General features: G+C 46.3%; 19 protein-coding genes. All 19 read right to left on the bottom strand.

The genetic code is table 11. The features are described 5' to 3' along the window. Window positions 1–15: 15 nt before the first annotated feature. The 19 genes from B9Y93_RS03120 to fliJ all read right to left on the bottom strand — a co-directional run bounded on the left by B9Y93_RS03120 (window position 16) and on the right by fliJ (window position 15,962). Complete coding sequence (locus B9Y93_RS03120; protein WP_085492884.1) at window positions 16–906, bottom strand: MinD/ParA family protein; 891 nt, start codon at window positions 904–906, stop codon at window positions 16–18. Continuing rightward, the gene (gene flhF, locus B9Y93_RS03115) at window positions 903–2,261 is read right to left on the bottom strand and encodes a flagellar biosynthesis GTPase FlhF (RefSeq protein ID WP_085492883.1); all 1,359 of its coding nucleotides are present in this window, start codon (window positions 2,259–2,261) and stop codon (window positions 903–905) included. Before flhF ends, B9Y93_RS03120 begins: the two co-directional genes overlap by 4 nt. Next, window positions 2,258–4,291: a flagellar biosynthesis protein FlhA gene (flhA, locus tag B9Y93_RS03110; RefSeq protein ID WP_085492882.1), complete on the bottom strand. Its 2,034-nt coding sequence runs from the start codon at window positions 4,289–4,291 to the stop codon at window positions 2,258–2,260. The genes flhF and flhA overlap by 4 nt, the downstream gene beginning before the upstream one ends. Window positions 4,292–4,319: 28 nt before the next feature. After that, a complete protein-coding gene (gene flhB / locus B9Y93_RS03105; RefSeq protein ID WP_085492881.1) occupies window positions 4,320–5,420 on the bottom strand; it encodes a flagellar biosynthesis protein FlhB in 1,101 nt (366 codons plus the stop codon). 16 nt (window positions 5,421–5,436) lie between these two features. Next, window positions 5,437–6,216 (bottom strand): flagellar biosynthetic protein FliR, encoded by a 780-nt coding sequence (gene fliR / locus B9Y93_RS03100; RefSeq protein ID WP_085492880.1) that lies wholly within the window; start codon window positions 6,214–6,216, stop codon window positions 5,437–5,439. A 12-nt stretch (window positions 6,217–6,228) separates the two neighbouring features. Beyond that, on the bottom strand, window positions 6,229–6,498 hold the full coding sequence (gene fliQ, locus B9Y93_RS03095) for a flagellar biosynthesis protein FliQ (protein ID WP_085492879.1): 270 nt from the start codon (window positions 6,496–6,498) through the stop codon (window positions 6,229–6,231). Between the two features lie 32 nt (window positions 6,499–6,530). Continuing rightward, window positions 6,531–7,256, bottom strand: a complete 726-nt coding sequence (gene fliP / locus B9Y93_RS03090) for a flagellar type III secretion system pore protein FliP (RefSeq protein ID WP_370738955.1) — start codon at window positions 7,254–7,256, stop codon at window positions 6,531–6,533. A 41-nt stretch (window positions 7,257–7,297) separates the two neighbouring features. Then, window positions 7,298–7,849, bottom strand: a complete 552-nt coding sequence (locus B9Y93_RS03085) for a flagellar biosynthetic protein FliO (protein WP_085492877.1) — start codon at window positions 7,847–7,849, stop codon at window positions 7,298–7,300. Between the two features lie 3 nt (window positions 7,850–7,852). Beyond that, entirely contained in the window at window positions 7,853–8,215 is a 363-nt protein-coding gene (locus B9Y93_RS03080; protein ID WP_085492876.1) for a chemotaxis protein CheY, read from the bottom strand. Between the two features lie 25 nt (window positions 8,216–8,240). Continuing rightward, window positions 8,241–9,533: a flagellar motor switch phosphatase FliY gene (gene fliY / locus B9Y93_RS03075; protein ID WP_085492875.1), complete on the bottom strand. Its 1,293-nt coding sequence runs from the start codon at window positions 9,531–9,533 to the stop codon at window positions 8,241–8,243. Then, a complete protein-coding gene (fliM, locus tag B9Y93_RS03070; RefSeq protein ID WP_085492874.1) occupies window positions 9,523–10,521 on the bottom strand; it encodes a flagellar motor switch protein FliM in 999 nt (332 codons plus the stop codon). Before fliM ends, fliY begins: the two co-directional genes overlap by 11 nt. A 45-nt stretch (window positions 10,522–10,566) precedes the next feature. Next, complete coding sequence (locus B9Y93_RS03065) at window positions 10,567–11,037, bottom strand: flagellar basal body-associated FliL family protein (protein ID WP_085492873.1); 471 nt, start codon at window positions 11,035–11,037, stop codon at window positions 10,567–10,569. Then, window positions 11,034–11,258 (bottom strand): flagellar FlbD family protein, encoded by a 225-nt coding sequence (locus B9Y93_RS03060; RefSeq protein ID WP_085492872.1) that lies wholly within the window; start codon window positions 11,256–11,258, stop codon window positions 11,034–11,036. Before B9Y93_RS03060 ends, B9Y93_RS03065 begins: the two co-directional genes overlap by 4 nt. A gap of 89 nt (window positions 11,259–11,347) precedes the next feature. Further along, complete coding sequence (gene flgG, locus B9Y93_RS03055) at window positions 11,348–12,166, bottom strand: flagellar basal body rod protein FlgG (protein WP_085492871.1); 819 nt, start codon at window positions 12,164–12,166, stop codon at window positions 11,348–11,350. Window positions 12,167–12,262: 96 nt separating this feature from the next. After that, window positions 12,263–12,664, bottom strand: a complete 402-nt coding sequence (locus B9Y93_RS03050) for a TIGR02530 family flagellar biosynthesis protein (protein ID WP_085492870.1) — start codon at window positions 12,662–12,664, stop codon at window positions 12,263–12,265. Then, entirely contained in the window at window positions 12,661–13,188 is a 528-nt protein-coding gene (locus B9Y93_RS03045) for a flagellar hook capping FlgD N-terminal domain-containing protein (RefSeq protein WP_085492869.1), read from the bottom strand. Before B9Y93_RS03045 ends, B9Y93_RS03050 begins: the two co-directional genes overlap by 4 nt. 37 nt (window positions 13,189–13,225) lie before the next feature. Continuing rightward, on the bottom strand, window positions 13,226–14,536 hold the full coding sequence (locus tag B9Y93_RS03040; RefSeq protein ID WP_085492868.1) for a flagellar hook-length control protein FliK: 1,311 nt from the start codon (window positions 14,534–14,536) through the stop codon (window positions 13,226–13,228). Between the two features lie 39 nt (window positions 14,537–14,575). Then, entirely contained in the window at window positions 14,576–15,481 is a 906-nt protein-coding gene (locus B9Y93_RS03035; protein WP_085492867.1) for a MotE family protein, read from the bottom strand. A gap of 34 nt (window positions 15,482–15,515) precedes the next feature. Next, the gene (fliJ, locus tag B9Y93_RS03030) at window positions 15,516–15,962 is read right to left on the bottom strand and encodes a flagellar export protein FliJ (RefSeq protein ID WP_085492866.1); all 447 of its coding nucleotides are present in this window, start codon (window positions 15,960–15,962) and stop codon (window positions 15,516–15,518) included. Window positions 15,963–15,967 lie beyond the last annotated feature (5 nt).

The raw sequence follows: 15,967 nt of genomic DNA, 5'->3' as shown, positions 1-15,967 counted from the left end.
TGAACCTCATCCATTTTAGGTGCTACGTCTCAACCAGCGATGAATAAACCCGGAAATTCCTTTTGTTGATTTTTGCTGCTCCTGATCATACAAGAATACTTTTGCCAGCTGTCTCATTTGCTTCGACACTTGAATATTCGGGTACAACAGGGTGAACGGCGTTTGCTTCTTCACTGCCTGCATCACATGAGGATCATCATGCAAGTAGCCTAGTACAGGAAGCTCCAGCTGCAAAAATCGTCTAGCTACGGAAATGAGGCGTTCTGACGTCTGTTTTCCTTCACTCCAATCTATTACCCGATTAACGACGATACGGAACGAGGTTTCTGGAAATTGCGTATGAACCACTTTTATTAAAGCATAGGCATCAGCAATGGCTGTCGGCTCAGGCGTTGTAATAACAAATGTCTCGTCTGCAGCTGCCACAAATCGTATCGTTTCCTTGCTAAGACCCGCTCCGGTATCAAACAAGATGACATCGTAGCGTTCTGACCACTCGGATAACTCATCCAGAAAACGTTCAAGAGACGCTGATGGCATCTCATGCAGCTCCTTAAACCCTGAGCCGCCTGGTACATAGTGAATGCCGCTAGGGCCTACCTGTACAATCTCTTCAAGTCGCTTAGAACCATTTAACACATGGTATAAGCTCAGTGAAGAAGGCGAGCCGATTAGCACATCGATATTCGCCATGCCGATATCGGCATCGAAGATTAAGGTGCGCATCCCTTCCTCTTGCAGCATAATTCCAAAATTCAAGGTGAAGTTGGATTTGCCTACGCCTCCCTTGCCGCTCGTTACCGTAATCACGCGCGGGGTATGCGGCTTTTGTTCGGCTTGCTTGCTGTCATTGTCTTGTGATGCTCGCTGTACAAGTTTGCGAAGAGCTTGAGCCTGATCCATCATGAGGCTTGATCTCCCAGCAATTGCTTCACCATCTCGGATGGGTCAAAGCCTTGAATATCATCAGGTACATTTTGTCCGCATGTTACATAGCTGAATGGAATGTCGGTAATCTCCGTTAAATTCAGGATTGAACCGAACGAATCAGTCTCATCAAGCTTCGTAAAAACGATGCGATCAATGGATCCTTCAGGGAATTGCTTTATGATTGAAGCCATATCTTCTGTCTTAGATGTCAGGCTGAGTACAAGAAACATCTCTGAGCCTGGCAATGGCTTTAGTAAAGAACTCAATTCATTAACATGAAGCGGATTGCGGTAATTGCGTCCTGCGGTATCCATAAGGATCAAATCATGAGTCTGTAACGCAGACACCGCACGCTGCAAATCGTTAGGAGATGTCACCACCTCAAGCGGTGCGTTCAGAATGGATGCGTACGTTCTTAGCTGCTCCACTGCGGCAATTCGATACGTATCCGAAGTAATAAAGCCTACATTGCGCTGATGATGAAACATCTGATCAGCTGCGAGCTTCGCAATTGTTGTCGTCTTGCCTACTCCAGTCGGACCAGCAAAGTACACAATCTTCGTTTCAATTGTAAGGCCAAGCTTGCGATGCTGCTGCAGTCGCTTGCGCATCTGTTCAGCAAGTGGCGGCTTTAGCTGCTGAATTGTAGGAGTATCGTTTCCTTCTTTGCGAAAAAGCTCTAGCACAGGAGTCATAAGCTGATAGACTAAATCAGAGCGTACCCCTTGATCCTTTAGACGCTGAGCTAAGGTCTTGGCTGATGCTGGCCATGCATCCTGCTCATTTAACATCATCATGGATTTGACCATGGCCTTAACTTCCTTCAGTTCAACCTTCCAATCCTCATCACTCGTATGTCGAACCGAGCTGGCTGCTGCAGCATCCTCTTCAACAGCTGCTTTTCTAGATGTTGGCGCGATAAGGAAATCTTCATTCTCCTCAAGAGCAAGCTTAGATGGTTGACTCTCTCTAACGAGCCTATCCGGTATCGCTGCATTGCCTTGTTCCGTCGGACTGGCTGGAGACTTCACTACGGTTGCCGCTTCCGTTCTTCCCGCATAAGCGGATCTTGCATGAGAGACAGGAACAACAGGCGGCTGCTGCCTTGCGCTTGATGCTCCAGCAGCCTGTACAGATGCTGCTGGAGCTGCTTGTACGGGAGCGTCATCCACGGCTGCCGTCACTTCAATCATCTTCTTGTTGAACATTCCAAGGAAGCCTCCTGCCTTGATTTCCTTGGTGCTTATGATGACCGCATCTTTACCCAGCTCTTGCCGAATCTGACTCATCGCTTCGGGCATGGTTGCAACAACGTATTTTTTCACCCTCATACATTAACCACTCCAACGCTTTGAATTTCTACATTTGGTTCTAGCTCATTGTAGGATAACACTGGAATATCCTGCATTGTTCGTTCCATCAGCTGGCGAAGATACATTCTTATGCCCGGTGATGCAAGCACAATCGGCTGATAACCGGATTGAACCAGTCGCCCAATCTGTTCTTGGAATCGCTGGAATACTTGCTGGGTCGTGCCTGGGTCCATTGCAAGATAAGAACCTTGTTCATTTTGCTGAACACTATCCGCAATCTTTTTCTCTAAAGTAGGTCCTACCGTAATGACGCGAAGCGTCTCTCCAGGTATAGAATATTGCTGCGTGATTTGACGAGCCAAAGCTTGTCTTACATATTCCGTGAGGATGTCAGGATCCTTCGTATAGGTACCATAGTCAGCTAATGTTTCGAATATAGTTACCAGATCTCGAATAGAGATCTTCTCTCGCAGCAGGTTGGCTAGAACCTTTTGAACGTCCCCTATGTTCATTAAGTTCGGGATGAGTTCCTCGACAATTGCTGGATGCTGCTCTTTCACCGTTTCGACCAAACCCTTTGTTTCTTGGCGGCCAATTAACTCGTGAGCATGTTTCTTGATGATCTCTGTCAAATGGGTAGCGACTACGGATGGCGGATCCACGACTGTGTAGCCGGATACCTCGGCCCGCTCCTTCATTGCCTCATCTACCCATAGAGCAGGAAGACCGAAGGCTGGCTCCATAGTCTCGATTCCAGTCACCGAATCATCGTCATAACCCGGGCTCATGGCTAGGTAATGATTGAGCAGCAATTCACCACGGGCGACAATGTTGCCTTTTATCTTAATAATGTATTCGTTTGGCTTAAGCTGAATATTGTCGCGAATGCGTATGACTGGAACAACGAGTCCCAGTTCGAGCGCGCATTGCCTGCGTATCATAATAATCCGGTCGAGCAGATCCCCTCCCTGCTGAACGTCTGCAAGCGGAATGAGACCATAGCCAAACTCAAACTCTATCGGATCAACTTGGAGCAGATTGATTACACTTTCAGGGCTGCGCACTTCTTCTATCTGCTGCTCTTCCTCAAGCTGCTCTTCCGATACTGCCTTCTGCTCCAGATTCTGCTGCATGCGATACCCAGCATATGCAAGGATTGCGGCAAACGGCAGTGTTGACATAACTGTAATTGGTGTAAATAGGCCTAGCATCGCAATTGTACCTGCAACGATATACAAAAGCTTAGGATAAGCCAACATCTGTGTGCTGAGATCCTCCGCTAGATTCCCTTTCGTAGCTGATCGAGTGACGATCAATCCTGCAGCTGTTGAGATCAAGAGCGCAGGGATTTGGCTCACGAGCCCATCACCAATCGATAGAATAGAATATGTATTTGCGGCATCCTTAAATGGCATTCCATGCATAGCCATGCCGATGATAAAGCCGCCAACCAAGTTAATGATCAAAATGACGATACTTGCAATAGCATCCCCTTTGACAAACTTACTGGCACCATCCATTGCTCCGTAGAAATCAGCTTCGCTTTCTATTTTCTCACGGCGCTCTTTTGCCTGCTGTTCATTGATAAGCCCTGCATTCAAGTCAGCATCAATAGCCATCTGCTTCCCTGGCATAGCATCCAAGGTGAAGCGCGCAGCAACCTCCGCTACCCGCTCAGACCCCTTCGTAATGACGATGAACTGCACCACAACTAAGATCAGGAAAACGACCAATCCGATAGCAATGTTCCCTTGAGACACCCATTCACCAAATGTCTTGATGACTTCACCCGCATCACCTTCACCAAGAATCAACTTGGTCGACGATACGTTGAGCGCAATCCTAAATAATGTTGTAATCAATAGGATTGCAGGGAAGATGGAGAATTCAAGTGCTTCCTTCGTGTTCATCGCGATCAGAAGGATCATAAGCGCCATCGATATATTGATGATTAACAGGATATCCAACAGCATCTTTGGCAGAGGCAGTACCATCATTAAGACGATGCCAATGACTCCAACTAGTACGATCAAATCTCTAGCCTTCACAGCTTCTTACCTCCATCCGACAATCCACTCATTGAACTTTGCCTTTTAGCTTATATACATATGCCAGGACTTCCGCGACAGCCTGGAACAAATCACCGGGGATCGAGTCGCCGATCTCGGTCCGTTCGAACAAGGCACGCGCAAGCGGCTTGTTTTCCATTGTTATAACGCCGTGGTCCTTTGCCAGCTCTCTAATCTTGAGTGCAACATAGTCCTGTCCCTTCGCAATAACAGTAGGAGCCTCCATCGTGCTGCCCTCATATCGAATCGCTACTGCAAAGTGTGTCGGGTTGGTGATGACCACATCAGCATTTGGCACTTCTGACATCATTCGCATCATGGCCATACGCCGCTGACGCTCCTTAATCTTGCTCTTGATGAGGGGGTCCCCCTCCATTTTCTTGTATTCATCCTTAATATCTTGCTTTGACATCCGAATGCTCTTCTCGAATTCATACTTCTGATACATATAATCAAATATGGCTAATACACATAACGCCGCTCCAATCTTTATCCCTAGCATTACCGTCAGCTGAGCGGTAAAAGATAGAATGGCAGGCAGAGGCATATGGCTTAACTGAATAATCTTGTCCTGCTCTCCCCACAAGGACATATAAGCAATGGCTCCAATAATGACGAGCTTAATGATTGACTTTACCAGCTCAACCAGCGAGCGCATCGAGAACATTTTTTTAAAGCCTTCTACTGGATTGATTTTGCTGAATTTTACCTTTAGAGGTTCCCCAGTAAAGAGAAAGCCGATCTGTACATAGTTCATTACTGCCCCTACGATCATAACGACGATAAAGATAGGTGCCATTATGATAAGAAATTGAATGAACAAATGGCTGAAATAATCCATCACGTTATTAATGGTCAAGTCCATGTTCATTCGTTCAAGCAGTGGATCTCGAAACAGATTAAGGATGCGGTCTTTGTAGAATCCGCCAAGCATCATTAAGCTCGCAAATGTGAGAACTAGAATGCCTGCCCCCGGCAGCTCCTGGCTTTTGGCCACCTGCCCTTTTTGCCTAGATTCCTGTCGCTTTTTCGGTGTGGCCTTCTCTGTCTTCTCTTGAGAAAACAACTGTAAATCAAGCGTATGGGAATATCGTGTAGAGACTGACATATTGATGACCTCCCGCCTAAGGCATCAAGCGAAGCAGTTGATCCATCGCTTGAAACATCGTTTCAAAGATTTGCTGCATAACATAGACAAAGCTAGGAACGACAAGTGCCAGCATCGCAATGCCGATAATGAACTTGAACGGGATCCCTACAACAAACACATTGAATTGAGGTGCTGTTCTTGCTAGAAATCCTAATGCGACATCCGCTAAAAACAATGCGACAATCATCGGAGCTGCAACTTGAAAAGCAATCATAAATGCATGTATAAAAGATTTTGCTGCAAATTTAAAGATGGAGCCGTTAGCGATAAGCTCGAAAAAGGGGTTAGCGCCAACATTCATCCACTCAAAACTATGCATGATTCCGTCGATAAAAAAATGGTGTCCGTTTAAACCTAAAAACAGCAGCACGACGAACACGTACTTGAAGTTACCGACAACTGGAGACTGCATGCCCGTCAAAGGATCAATCACATTCGCAATCCCAAATCCAATCTGCATGTCGATAAATGAGCCTGCAATCTGAACTACTGTGAAAAATAGTGTTGCGATGTAGCCAATCAGCAAGCCAATCATGACTTCTCTTACTATAAATAATATGTATTCGCCATTTGAAGGGACGCTTACCCCTATCCCAAACAGTAAATAAGCGATGATACTGATAAAAAAAGCGAGCCCTATTTTGAATATATTCGGCACCCCTTTGGATGAAAAGACAGGCGCCGCGACAAGGAACGAAGAAATTCGACAAAAGATAAGCAAAAAAACAGGGAACGCCTGAGAGATGATGTCCATGGTTCCACAGCCCTAACCGATATATTGATGTAAGTTATTCAAGATGTTGTACGTAAAATCAATCATTGTTGTTAACATCCAAGGTCCAAAAATCAAGATTACGATAAACACGGCAATAATCTTAGGTACAAAAGCAAGGGTCTGCTCCTGTATCTGGGTTGCGGCCTGGAATATACTGATTAATAAACCTATTACGAGTGCAGCGATCAGCATCGGAGCACTTACCTTGAGCACTGTATACACCGCTTGTCCCGCTAGCCCGATGATAAACTCAGCACTCATGTCTGCTCATCCCTTTCTAGCTGTATCAGCAATTAACCTAAATTAAAACTACTAAGCAGTGATTTGACCACGAGATGCCATCCATCCACGAGTATGAATAATAGAATCTTAAAAGGTAATGAGATCATTACCGGAGGAAGCATCATCATCCCCATAGACATCAGCGTACTTGCCACAACCATATCTATAATGAGAAACGGAATAAAAATCATGAAGCCCATCTGAAACGCCGTCTTCAGCTCACTAATCGCAAAAGCTGGAACGAGCACTGTAATTGGAATATCCTCAACAGAGGCTGGCTTCTCGGTCTTTGTGTACTTCATGAACAAGAGCAGATCCTTCTCCCGTGTATGAGAGGCCATGAACTGCTTCATTGGAACAGTAGCCTTCTCTAATGCCTGGGTCTGTGTAATCTCGCCTTTCAGATAAGGCTGAACGGCAACATCATTCACTTGGCCCAATGTAGGCGACATGACGAATAGGGTCATGAATAAGGCCAGCCCTATCAGGACTTGGTTCGGCGGCATCTGCTGGGTACCAAGTGATGTTCTTACGAAACCAAGCACAATGACAATCCTTGTAAAAGAGGTCATTAATATAAGGATCGCCGGAGCAATACTCAAAATAGTAATGAGCAATACGAGCGACATCGAGGTTACGCCTGGCTGTGTTCCCTCCCCTCCTACACTGATATCAATGTTTGGAATAACGGGAGCAGCCCCAACCTCATTTGCCGCAAAGCACAAGATTAATATCATCGCTGTCAGCGCAATGAAGGTTTTTTTATTCATGAATCCATCTACCGTTCTTCTTTGGTATCGTCGTTATTAAGCAGTTGATCCATTCTAGCCCTGCGATCACTTTGTCGCTCTAGCTTGGCATGCAGCAATTCATGAAAGTTCGCTGTGTTGTGATCTTCTTCATGATCATTGCGCAAAGCGATTTCTTGCTGCTTCTTGTTACGATCTGTCACATTTTTCAGCCAACTCTTGAGCGGAGCAGGAATGGGCAAGACTGGATCTTGATGCTCCTGTCTAAGCAAAACGTTCAGGTTCGCTACCTGCTCGGGATCGCTGATTTTATCAATCAATGTTACATCATCACCGATTCCGAGCACGTAAACGACATCCCCGACTTCGACGACCTGCAGCGACTTGTTCTGTCCTACAGCCATGCCGCCTAATGTTCTCATGCTCTTGTTACCCTGCCACAATCGATTTTTTCGACTCAGGAAACGGATAAGCAAAACAATTAATACGATAATCACGGCCAAGGACAGCAAGATCGTAAATACATTTCCGATATAGCCCTCAACCTGAGGACTCTGCAGTTTGATATCCGTCGAATTCATGCATTAACCCAATGTCTTCTTGATAGCTTCCAACACACGGTCCGCTTGGAATGGTTTGACGATAAAGTCTTTCGCTCCCGCTTGAATCGCATCGATAACCATTGCTTGCTGCCCCATCGCAGAACACATAATAACTTTTGCGCTTGGATCAATTTTGCGAATCTCTTTTAGCGCCGTAATTCCGTCCATTTCAGGCATTGTAATATCCATCGTAATCAGATCAGGCTTGTGTTCCTTATATTTTTCAATCGCTTGAGCGCCATCAGCGGCCTCAGCAACGACTTCAAAGCCATTTTTAGATAGAATATCGCGAATCATCATTCTCATAAAAGCTGCATCATCAACAATCAAAATACGGTTAGCCATTAACGTATTTCCTCCCTAAGCACAATTATTGTAGTTTCTGTATTCGGTCCCATTGATTAAGAATATCCGTGACACGCACGCCGAAGTTCTCATCAATAACAACAACCTCGCCTTTGGCAATCAGCTTGTTGTTAACGAGTATGTCGACTGGCTCACCTGCAAGCTTATCTAGTTCAATAATTGAACCTTGGGACAGCTCTAAGATATCCTTAATTTGCTTATGAGTCCTACCTAATTCTACTGTGACTCGAAGTGGGATGTCCATCAATAAATTTAGGTTGGAATCTACTGGAGCCGAAGATGCCTGATGTAAGTCTGCAAATTGTACAGGTTGAACGTTTACAGGTCTTGCAGGCGCCGCTTGAACGTGTCCGTAGTCTCTTGGTTGAGCTTGCGGCTGCGCATACATAGGTTCAGCAGCATATCCATGCTCTTGGGGAACTGGTGCGCCGGGCTGCCCCATTGGATAGGCTTGCGGTGCCTCTTGGCGTGCAGCAGGCTCAGGATTAGCCACAGGAGGACTAGTCACAGGCGTTGGTGGCGCTTCTACAGCTGCAGCTGCAGCTGCCGCGACAGGCGATTCCATCACTGGCGTTTCGGCAAGAACCGCTTCGTCTTGCCCTTCGAGCGCGCCTCCCATTAAGCGATGCACCATATCCTTTGCAAAAGGAACATTCAATAGCTGCATGATCGTCGAATCGATCAAATCTCCAATCATAAGTCGGAAAGAGATCTTAATTAGAACATTATCTTCAGGCAGCATCTCGTTGCCTTCGCCATTCTCCATATCCAATATGCCAATTCCCGGAGGGGATATGTTAACCAGCTGGTTGAAAATGGTCGACATGGACGTCGCCGACGATCCCATCATCTGGTTCATCGCTTCCTGCACGGCACTGATGTGAATCTCATTGAGCTCATCACCTGAAATGTTCGTGCCGTCTCCGCCAAGCATTAGATCCGCAATCACTTGAGCATCTCGCGTCTTAATGACAAGAGAATTGACTCCTTCAAAGCCATCCACATAATGAACATGGACAGCCACATGCGGCCTTGGAAACTCTTCTTCCAGTCCATCCTTATGAAGCACTCTAATGACAGGAGTTGTGATATCTACCTTGCGGCCAAGCAAAGTGGATAACGCTGTTGCAGCACTACCAAAAGTGATATTCCCAATCTCCCCTAGTGCATCAACTTCCATCGGGGTCAGGTATTGATCGATTGAAGGAGCTGGTGCCTGTGCTGCGGATTCCGTTTCTCCGGACTTTTTAAGCAATGCATCGATCTCTTCCTGAGACAAGTATTCCTTACTCGTCATACTCTTCCACTCCCTCTTCTAGCACGTGCTCAATTTGTACAGCCATCCGTTCCTTGACATTTCCTGGTGTTGCAAAGTACTTCAGTCGTTCGCCAATTCGAACACTAAGTCCTTCTCCAACTTTTTTATCAAGCGGAATGACATCACCAATAGAGAGCTGCATCATTTCTTGTACCGTAATGTTCGATTGCCCTAGTTCTACAACGATAGGCAGCTTAGCTTGCTCTAGACGATGCTTAAGCATCTCGACTTCGATCGGTTCACTCTGTTTTTTCTCGGAGACAAACCAATGATGGGCAGACAGCTTAGGCATAATAGGCTCGATAACAACATGCGGGATACACAGGTTAATCATGCCTGAGGTATCTCCGATCTTCGTACTCAGCGAGATCAAGGCGATCGTTTCGTTTGGTGAGACGATCTGCATGAACTGTGGATTGGTCTCAAAGCTCTCCAATCGAGGACGAATATCGATAACCGTCTTCCACGCTTCCTGCAGGCTGTCAAAAGCTCGGCTGAATACGCGCTCCAGCACGGTTGTCTCAATTTCAGTGAAGCCTTGCATCTTCGATGGAGCTAATCCTGCTCCGCCCAGCATGCGATCAAGCATGGCCATTGCTACGTTTGGATTGACTTCCAGCACCATTCTTCCTTTTAAGGGTTCGGCTTCAAATATATTCAGCACCGTCATTTTCGGAATTGAACGGATAAATTCATCATAAGGCAGCTGTTCCACTTGCACGACGTTAATCTGAACAAAAGTACGAAGCTGCGCAGAAAAATAGGTTGTCAAATACCTTGCAAAGTTCTCGTGAATGCGGGTAAGCGTTCGAATATGATCTTTAGAAAAGCGTACAGCTCTTTTGAAATCATAGGAACGAACCTTCTTTTGTGTTTCTTCTTTTTTAAGCTCATCCGCATCCATCTCTCCTGATGATAGCGCTGCTAACAAGGCATCAATTTCGTTTTGCGATAAAACGTCAACCAATCGTTTCACCCCCCTTACAGGAATCAGCGTCAATATGTTTGTTCATTATCTCATCGGGCTCAATACATAATCTGTGATATCAATTTGAATGACTTTACCGGATGGCAGCATTTTATTAATGCTTTCGACCAATTTGTCACAAAGCTGATCTTGTCCCTTGGTTCCTTGCAGATCCTCTTTTGTTGTATCCGCAAGCGTCTTTAGAATGATCGGCTTAATCTTGATATCCATGATCTTGTCAAATTCGCCTTTCGTCTTCTTGCTATCAAGCTGAAAAGCAAAAGCGATTCTTACGATTTGATCCTGATTAGCCAAATTTGTCGTGATATCACCGATTGTACTGGTTACTTCAAGAATCTCATCTGCTGTAAGCCGCTTCATATGAGCTTCCGAACCTTGCTCGACTTGGCCTGCGGTTGGGCCGTTACCTGTTGTGTTCATTAACATAATCACAATCAAGACAATTAAGGTCAAAGCCAAGAGCATTGTGATTATCCATGGCAGCATTCGTTTCATGACTGTTCCTCCGTTGTATGCAGCTTCATCGTTCCAGCCAGCGCTCCTATTGTCTGTAAATATGCTGTAACTTGACGAATAACCTCTGAGGCAGGCTCTCGAACGATTACTTTCTTTCCATTATATAAAGTGATATATGTATCAGGGGTTTCCTCGACTAATTCAACATGGAGAGCATTAACCCAGATCTTTGAACCATTCAATCTTGTTACTTCCACCATCGACTTATTCCCCCTTATTTCCATCCTGGACAGCCCGTTAAGGCTGCCCAGAAATGGTGCTTTAGCTTATAAGACAGCTTACCTACCTATTAACGTTTCAAATTTACCACTTCTTGAAGCACTTCGTCAGAAGTTGTAATGATACGCGAGTTCGCTTGGAATCCGCGCTGAGCGACAATCATCTCTGCGAATTCTGAAGTCAGGTCGACATTTGACATCTCAAGCTGACCGGAAACGAGAGCCCCTGTGCCGGCTTCTGCATCATTTGCTGTCACGTATTCGAATTCCCCATCCACATTGGCATTTGGCGTCATGCGATAGAGATTGCCTCCGATCTTCTCGAGACCTTCTGGGTTGACAACCTTGCCAATACCAAGCTGAACGCCAGTAGGTTCTGTAGTGCCATCGGAACGTGTGGCGATGATCTCACCTGTTTGTGAGATTGTGAACGAAGTAACATCATCCTCAAGAACAATTGGCGCACCACCGTTGTCCGTAACGAATAATCCGTCAGATGTAACAAGCTGTCTTGCTGCATCAAGATGGAAGTCTCCTGCGCGAGTCAGGAAAGGCACCTCTTGATCCTCACTAAGGATGACGGTAAAGAATCCATCACCGTCGATGCGCAAATCGAGAGGGCGATTGGTTGTCATCGCGCTTCCGCCCGTGTGCACCGTGTCGATTGAGCCGATCTGAACACCTAAGCCGACTTGCTTAGGGTTCACGCCTGGTTGTCCATCATTAGCTGCAGACGCACCCGACATCGTCTGGCTCATGATATCCTTGAACATTACGCGTCCTGCTTTAAAGCCAGTTGTATTCACATTTGCAATGTTGTTGCCAATGACATCCAGCTTCGTTTGAAAGCCGCGCATACCAGAAACACCTGAATACATGGAACGAATCATTATTTAGTCAACCTCCATTAGTTAGGTTAAGCGTCCACTTCAATCGGTCCATGGACGATGGCCTCCATTGTGGTCCAGCCATTCAATGTTCTGCTGTTATTCAATGCACACCGCGCTATCAATGGCAGTGAATAAATGCCCTTGCTGGAACGGCTTATCCAATGCCGTAATGATGGTACGCGAAGGCACATTGACGATATAAGCAGCATTATTCATCAGCACTAAAGATTGTTTAGAACCTTTAGCTGCTGCTTGGTCAACTGCTTCGTTAATCTTTTTGAGCACCTCTGGCGTCAGTGTCATTCCCCTCTCCTCGATTCGCTTCGAGGCATGGTGACTGAACTGCACACTATCGCTTCGCTTGATCTCACGCTCAAGCAGCTGCTTAAAGGGAGCCGCTGCTTCTGACGCTGTTTCCTTAAACGCTGCTTTATGCGGCTGAGCCGGTTGAATCGGTGCCTGAGGTCTTATTCCCCCAAGGTGAAAATTCGTTCTCACGCCTGCTCACCTGCTTCATTGCCGCCCTCAGCCTCAGAACCGCTCTCCTCAGAGCCAGACTCGCCTGTACCAGGATTGCGGATCTCCAATATATCGGTAAGTGCGATCTCTTGATCTCCCGCCTTCGCATAGCTAATTCCTTGGCGGATGATGATGGAGTCTACAACTCCCGACATGATAACAGGGATAGTGCTGCCGTCTGCGCCTGCTTCACCGACACCATGCCAAGATATTTCCTTGCCGATGAGTGAAGAAGACATGCCTAAGGACTGATTCATCGCTTGAAGCTGTGTCGAGATCCCATTTAATAGCTCTACTGAAGTAAACTGTGCCATTTGGGCGATAAATTCCTTGTCTTCCATAGGCTGCATGGGATCTTGATTGGCTAGCTGCGTAATCAAAATATGCAGAAAGTCATCCTTATCAAGCGTCTTCTCAGCACCTGTTGGCTTAACCTTGTCGAGGTTTTCTTTGCTGTAGTTCGGCCACAGCAAATTATTCGTAATGCCTGCATTTGCGGTCATCGTTGTTCACACCTCCTTCGGTCCTAGCTGCATCAATTTAAATGCTTGCTTCAAATGAAGAGCCTGCTGTTATACTTCTTGCGCTCTCTTGATGGGCTTCTTCTGCATCCACAAGTTCCCCGTTCTCATCCAATGTTGAAGCAGTGGACGATCCGGAAGAAGATGATGACTGACCTTGAGGATTAGACTGTCTCTCTCCTTGGAACATATTGGAGGATAGTGATGATCCCGCTGTTTGCGTTACTTGCTGTGAGACTTCGAGCTTGTCTACTTGAATCCCTTGCGATTGCAGTGCGCTGCGCAGCATGGAGAGCTGCTGATCAATCATATCCTTTGCAGCGGCATGCTCTGTGATGAATTGGGCTACGAGCTGACCATGCTGCATGGTGAGCCGCACGTCCACTTGACCGAGATGCTCAGGATACAACGTTATCTTCGCATGGGAGACTCCTTCATGGGTTGTAAAAGCAAGCTGCTTTACCACAAAAGTAGACATGTCCTTCGCAAAATGCTGTGCTTGTATCGGAGCTGCTGCTTTGGCTGCGCCCGTTCCTTCTGCCTTAATCGCAAATTGCCCAGCCGTCATGACCTGATTGCTTTGCGCTCCATCATCAGCTGCAGTTGCTGCTGAGTCCATAGCTGCATGCATAGGCTTCATTGCTGCTGCATCGCCTTCAGATGTGACAGATTGTAGCATCTGATGCGTATGAAGTGCAGGGTTATGCCCCGCTACTTGCGGAGTGCTGTTCAGAACTTGCTGCTGTACTACTGGTTTCGCATCTTTAGCCCCGAACTGCTGCAGCAGGGACTCGAACTTTTGAAGCAGCTTCTGCCCTTCAGCTGCCGTCGTCTTCACTTCCTGTGACCCAAGCGATTCATTGCTCTGCTGGATCAGCGACTTGAGCTGCTCCAATTGATCACGAACGACGAACATGACAGTCTCAGGCTGCTCCGTAAGCACCTGAAGAGCCATAGACTGCTCAGGAGAAGGAGCATCCGCACCTTGCACTTGAAGAAACATCGCGGCCTGCTGAATCCAAGACTGTACCATTTGAAGCAGTTCAGGGTCATGGAGCAATTGTTCTTCAAGCTGCTCGGGCTGAAGCGTCAATAGCTGTTCGAGCGACGCCAATAAGTCAGTCGGCTCCTCAAGCGCCTCGCCTAATTGCTCCTGATTGCCAGTGAACCAAAAAGAAAGCAAAGTAGTGTTTGGCGAAGTACCCGTTGATTCTGTCATGTACTGCTGCAGCGTAGTTAGAAACTCGCCATTTGCGCTAGCCGCGCTTTTTTTGGTACCCGCTGCTGCAGCATTTGTCGACGTAGCAGACATTAACGTTCCAATATTCATATTTTTCACCTCCTTTCATTAGAAGGCTGTAGCATCACGTTATGGAAACAGCTTTGCAACAATCTTAGCTGTTGCAGCATTATCAATTTGAGTCATTGCATCAATCAGCTTGGAGCGAGTGGAATCGTCCACAGCATTTAACACGGCTAGAACTTTATCTTGGCTGATCTTTGCAGTCTCAAGCAGGATGTCAGCTCCGCTCTTTGGAGTCATGCTCGCAAATGTGCGATTGATTTGTGCCTTGTCAAGCCCAGTGCTTGGATTTTTATCAGTCTCCATCTTCGTCAATCGCGATTGTAAAGCTGCAATGGCTTGGCTTTCCGTTGGCTTCACATCTTTCAAACGAATAGAGGCTTCTGCTGCAATCTTCGGATTCATCTTTTCTAGAATCTTTACGCGGTCATCATTCTTCATCGCATTGAAGACAAGCACAAGCTCATCCATCGTCAGATTCTCCATGATTGGAGCCGCTTTTGACGGCATCATGCTTGCATACATATTGGCGAGCTCTTTGACCTGCTTCTCATATTCTTCAGATGTTGCACGATCGCTTTCCTGCCTTTTCTCTGCTTGTTCGACTTTGCCTGACAACTCCTTGACCTTCTGTTCAAGCTCTGTGCGCTTGTCGGCCAGCACGCGCAAATCATTATCCTTCGAAGCAAGCAGTGCCTTAAGGTCTTCTACTTCTTTGTTAAGATCCGGTTCTGCTTCTTTCTTGCCTTCATCTGTGGATGGCTTCTTCCCTTGATCAGGAAGCCACTTATTTACGATTGGCACCTTCTCCACAATATCCAGCATCTGTCCACGCCAGTTGGAACTGAATACAAACAATAAAACGATCAAAAGCACAATCAAAAAAATGATAGGCGTTGCAAAAAATAGAAATCGTTCAAATTTGGTATAGGGCTGATCTTCTTCTTTTTCTTCTATTAAATCTTTAGCCACTGCCATCCCTCCTGCTTTACCCGTATACGCTTCGTCAACGAGCAGCCATATGATAACGGACGGTAGCCATTTCATCCATCTCTATCTGTTCAGCACGAAGGACTTCTTGTTGAAATGCGTTTTTCGCTTTCTCCCTTGATTTGAGCCACAGCTTCTCGTCAGTTACCCGTTCTTGAAGCGCCGTTTGCTTCTCTTGAACGTCTGCTTCTGCATGTCTTACTCGTTCATTGGCATACAGCAATTGTTGATCGAGATGTGCGATATACTCTTGAATGCTAACCAGCGCCTGGACCGGAGCACATGAGCTGCACAGCTCTTGGAGCTTATCTGTGAACTGCTTGCGCTCTTCTCGTATGCTCGAAAGCCGCTGTTCTTCTGTTTGCAGATGTCCTATCGCTTGAGATAACACCCATTCAGACTGCTTCTTGGTATTTGTCTTCAAATCCAGGATCTTCTGAAAGGAATAGTGAAAGCCTCGCATGTCTC

It is taken from the genome of Paenibacillus aquistagni, assembly GCF_900177815.1.
GTDB classification, from domain to species: domain Bacteria; phylum Bacillota; class Bacilli; order Paenibacillales; family Paenibacillaceae; genus Paenibacillus_B; species Paenibacillus_B aquistagni.
The sequence above is the reverse complement of the archived record's forward strand: the minus strand, read 5'-3'. Positions and strand labels throughout refer to the sequence as shown.

What these genes read in the sequence shown, in the direction of transcription:
- B9Y93_RS03060 (WP_085492872.1), bottom strand. Translation starts at nt 11,258, where the DNA reads ATGGTGGAAGTAACAAGATTGAATGGTTCAAAGATCTGGGTTAATGCT.
- fliY (WP_085492875.1), bottom strand. Translation starts at nt 9,533, where the DNA reads ATGACGAGTAAGGAATACTTGTCTCAGGAAGAGATCGATGCATTGCTT.
- flgG (WP_085492871.1), bottom strand. Translation starts at nt 12,166, where the DNA reads ATGATTCGTTCCATGTATTCAGGTGTTTCTGGTATGCGCGGCTTTCAA.
- B9Y93_RS03045 (WP_085492869.1), bottom strand. Translation starts at nt 13,188, where the DNA reads ATGACCGCAAATGCAGGCATTACGAATAATTTGCTGTGGCCGAACTAC.
- fliR (WP_085492880.1), bottom strand. Translation starts at nt 6,216, where the DNA reads ATGGACATCATCTCTCAGGCGTTCCCTGTTTTTTTGCTTATCTTTTGT.
- B9Y93_RS03085 (WP_085492877.1), bottom strand. Translation starts at nt 7,849, where the DNA reads ATGAATTCGACGGATATCAAACTGCAGAGTCCTCAGGTTGAGGGCTAT.
- fliQ (WP_085492879.1), bottom strand. Translation starts at nt 6,498, where the DNA reads ATGAGTGCTGAGTTTATCATCGGGCTAGCGGGACAAGCGGTGTATACA.
- B9Y93_RS03040 (WP_085492868.1), bottom strand. Translation starts at nt 14,536, where the DNA reads ATGAATATTGGAACGTTAATGTCTGCTACGTCGACAAATGCTGCAGCA.
- flhB (WP_085492881.1), bottom strand. Translation starts at nt 5,420, where the DNA reads ATGTCAGTCTCTACACGATATTCCCATACGCTTGATTTACAGTTGTTT.
- B9Y93_RS03080 (WP_085492876.1), bottom strand. Translation starts at nt 8,215, where the DNA reads ATGGCTAACCGTATTTTGATTGTTGATGATGCAGCTTTTATGAGAATG.
- fliJ (WP_085492866.1), bottom strand. Translation starts at nt 15,962, where the DNA reads ATGCGAGGCTTTCACTATTCCTTTCAGAAGATCCTGGATTTGAAGACA.
- flhF (WP_085492883.1), bottom strand. Translation starts at nt 2,261, where the DNA reads ATGAGGGTGAAAAAATACGTTGTTGCAACCATGCCCGAAGCGATGAGT.
- B9Y93_RS03120 (WP_085492884.1), bottom strand. Translation starts at nt 906, where the DNA reads ATGATGGATCAGGCTCAAGCTCTTCGCAAACTTGTACAGCGAGCATCA.
- B9Y93_RS03065 (WP_085492873.1), bottom strand. Translation starts at nt 11,037, where the DNA reads ATGAAACGAATGCTGCCATGGATAATCACAATGCTCTTGGCTTTGACC.
- fliP (WP_370738955.1), bottom strand. Translation starts at nt 7,256, where the DNA reads ATGATATTAATCTTGTGCTTTGCGGCAAATGAGGTTGGGGCTGCTCCC.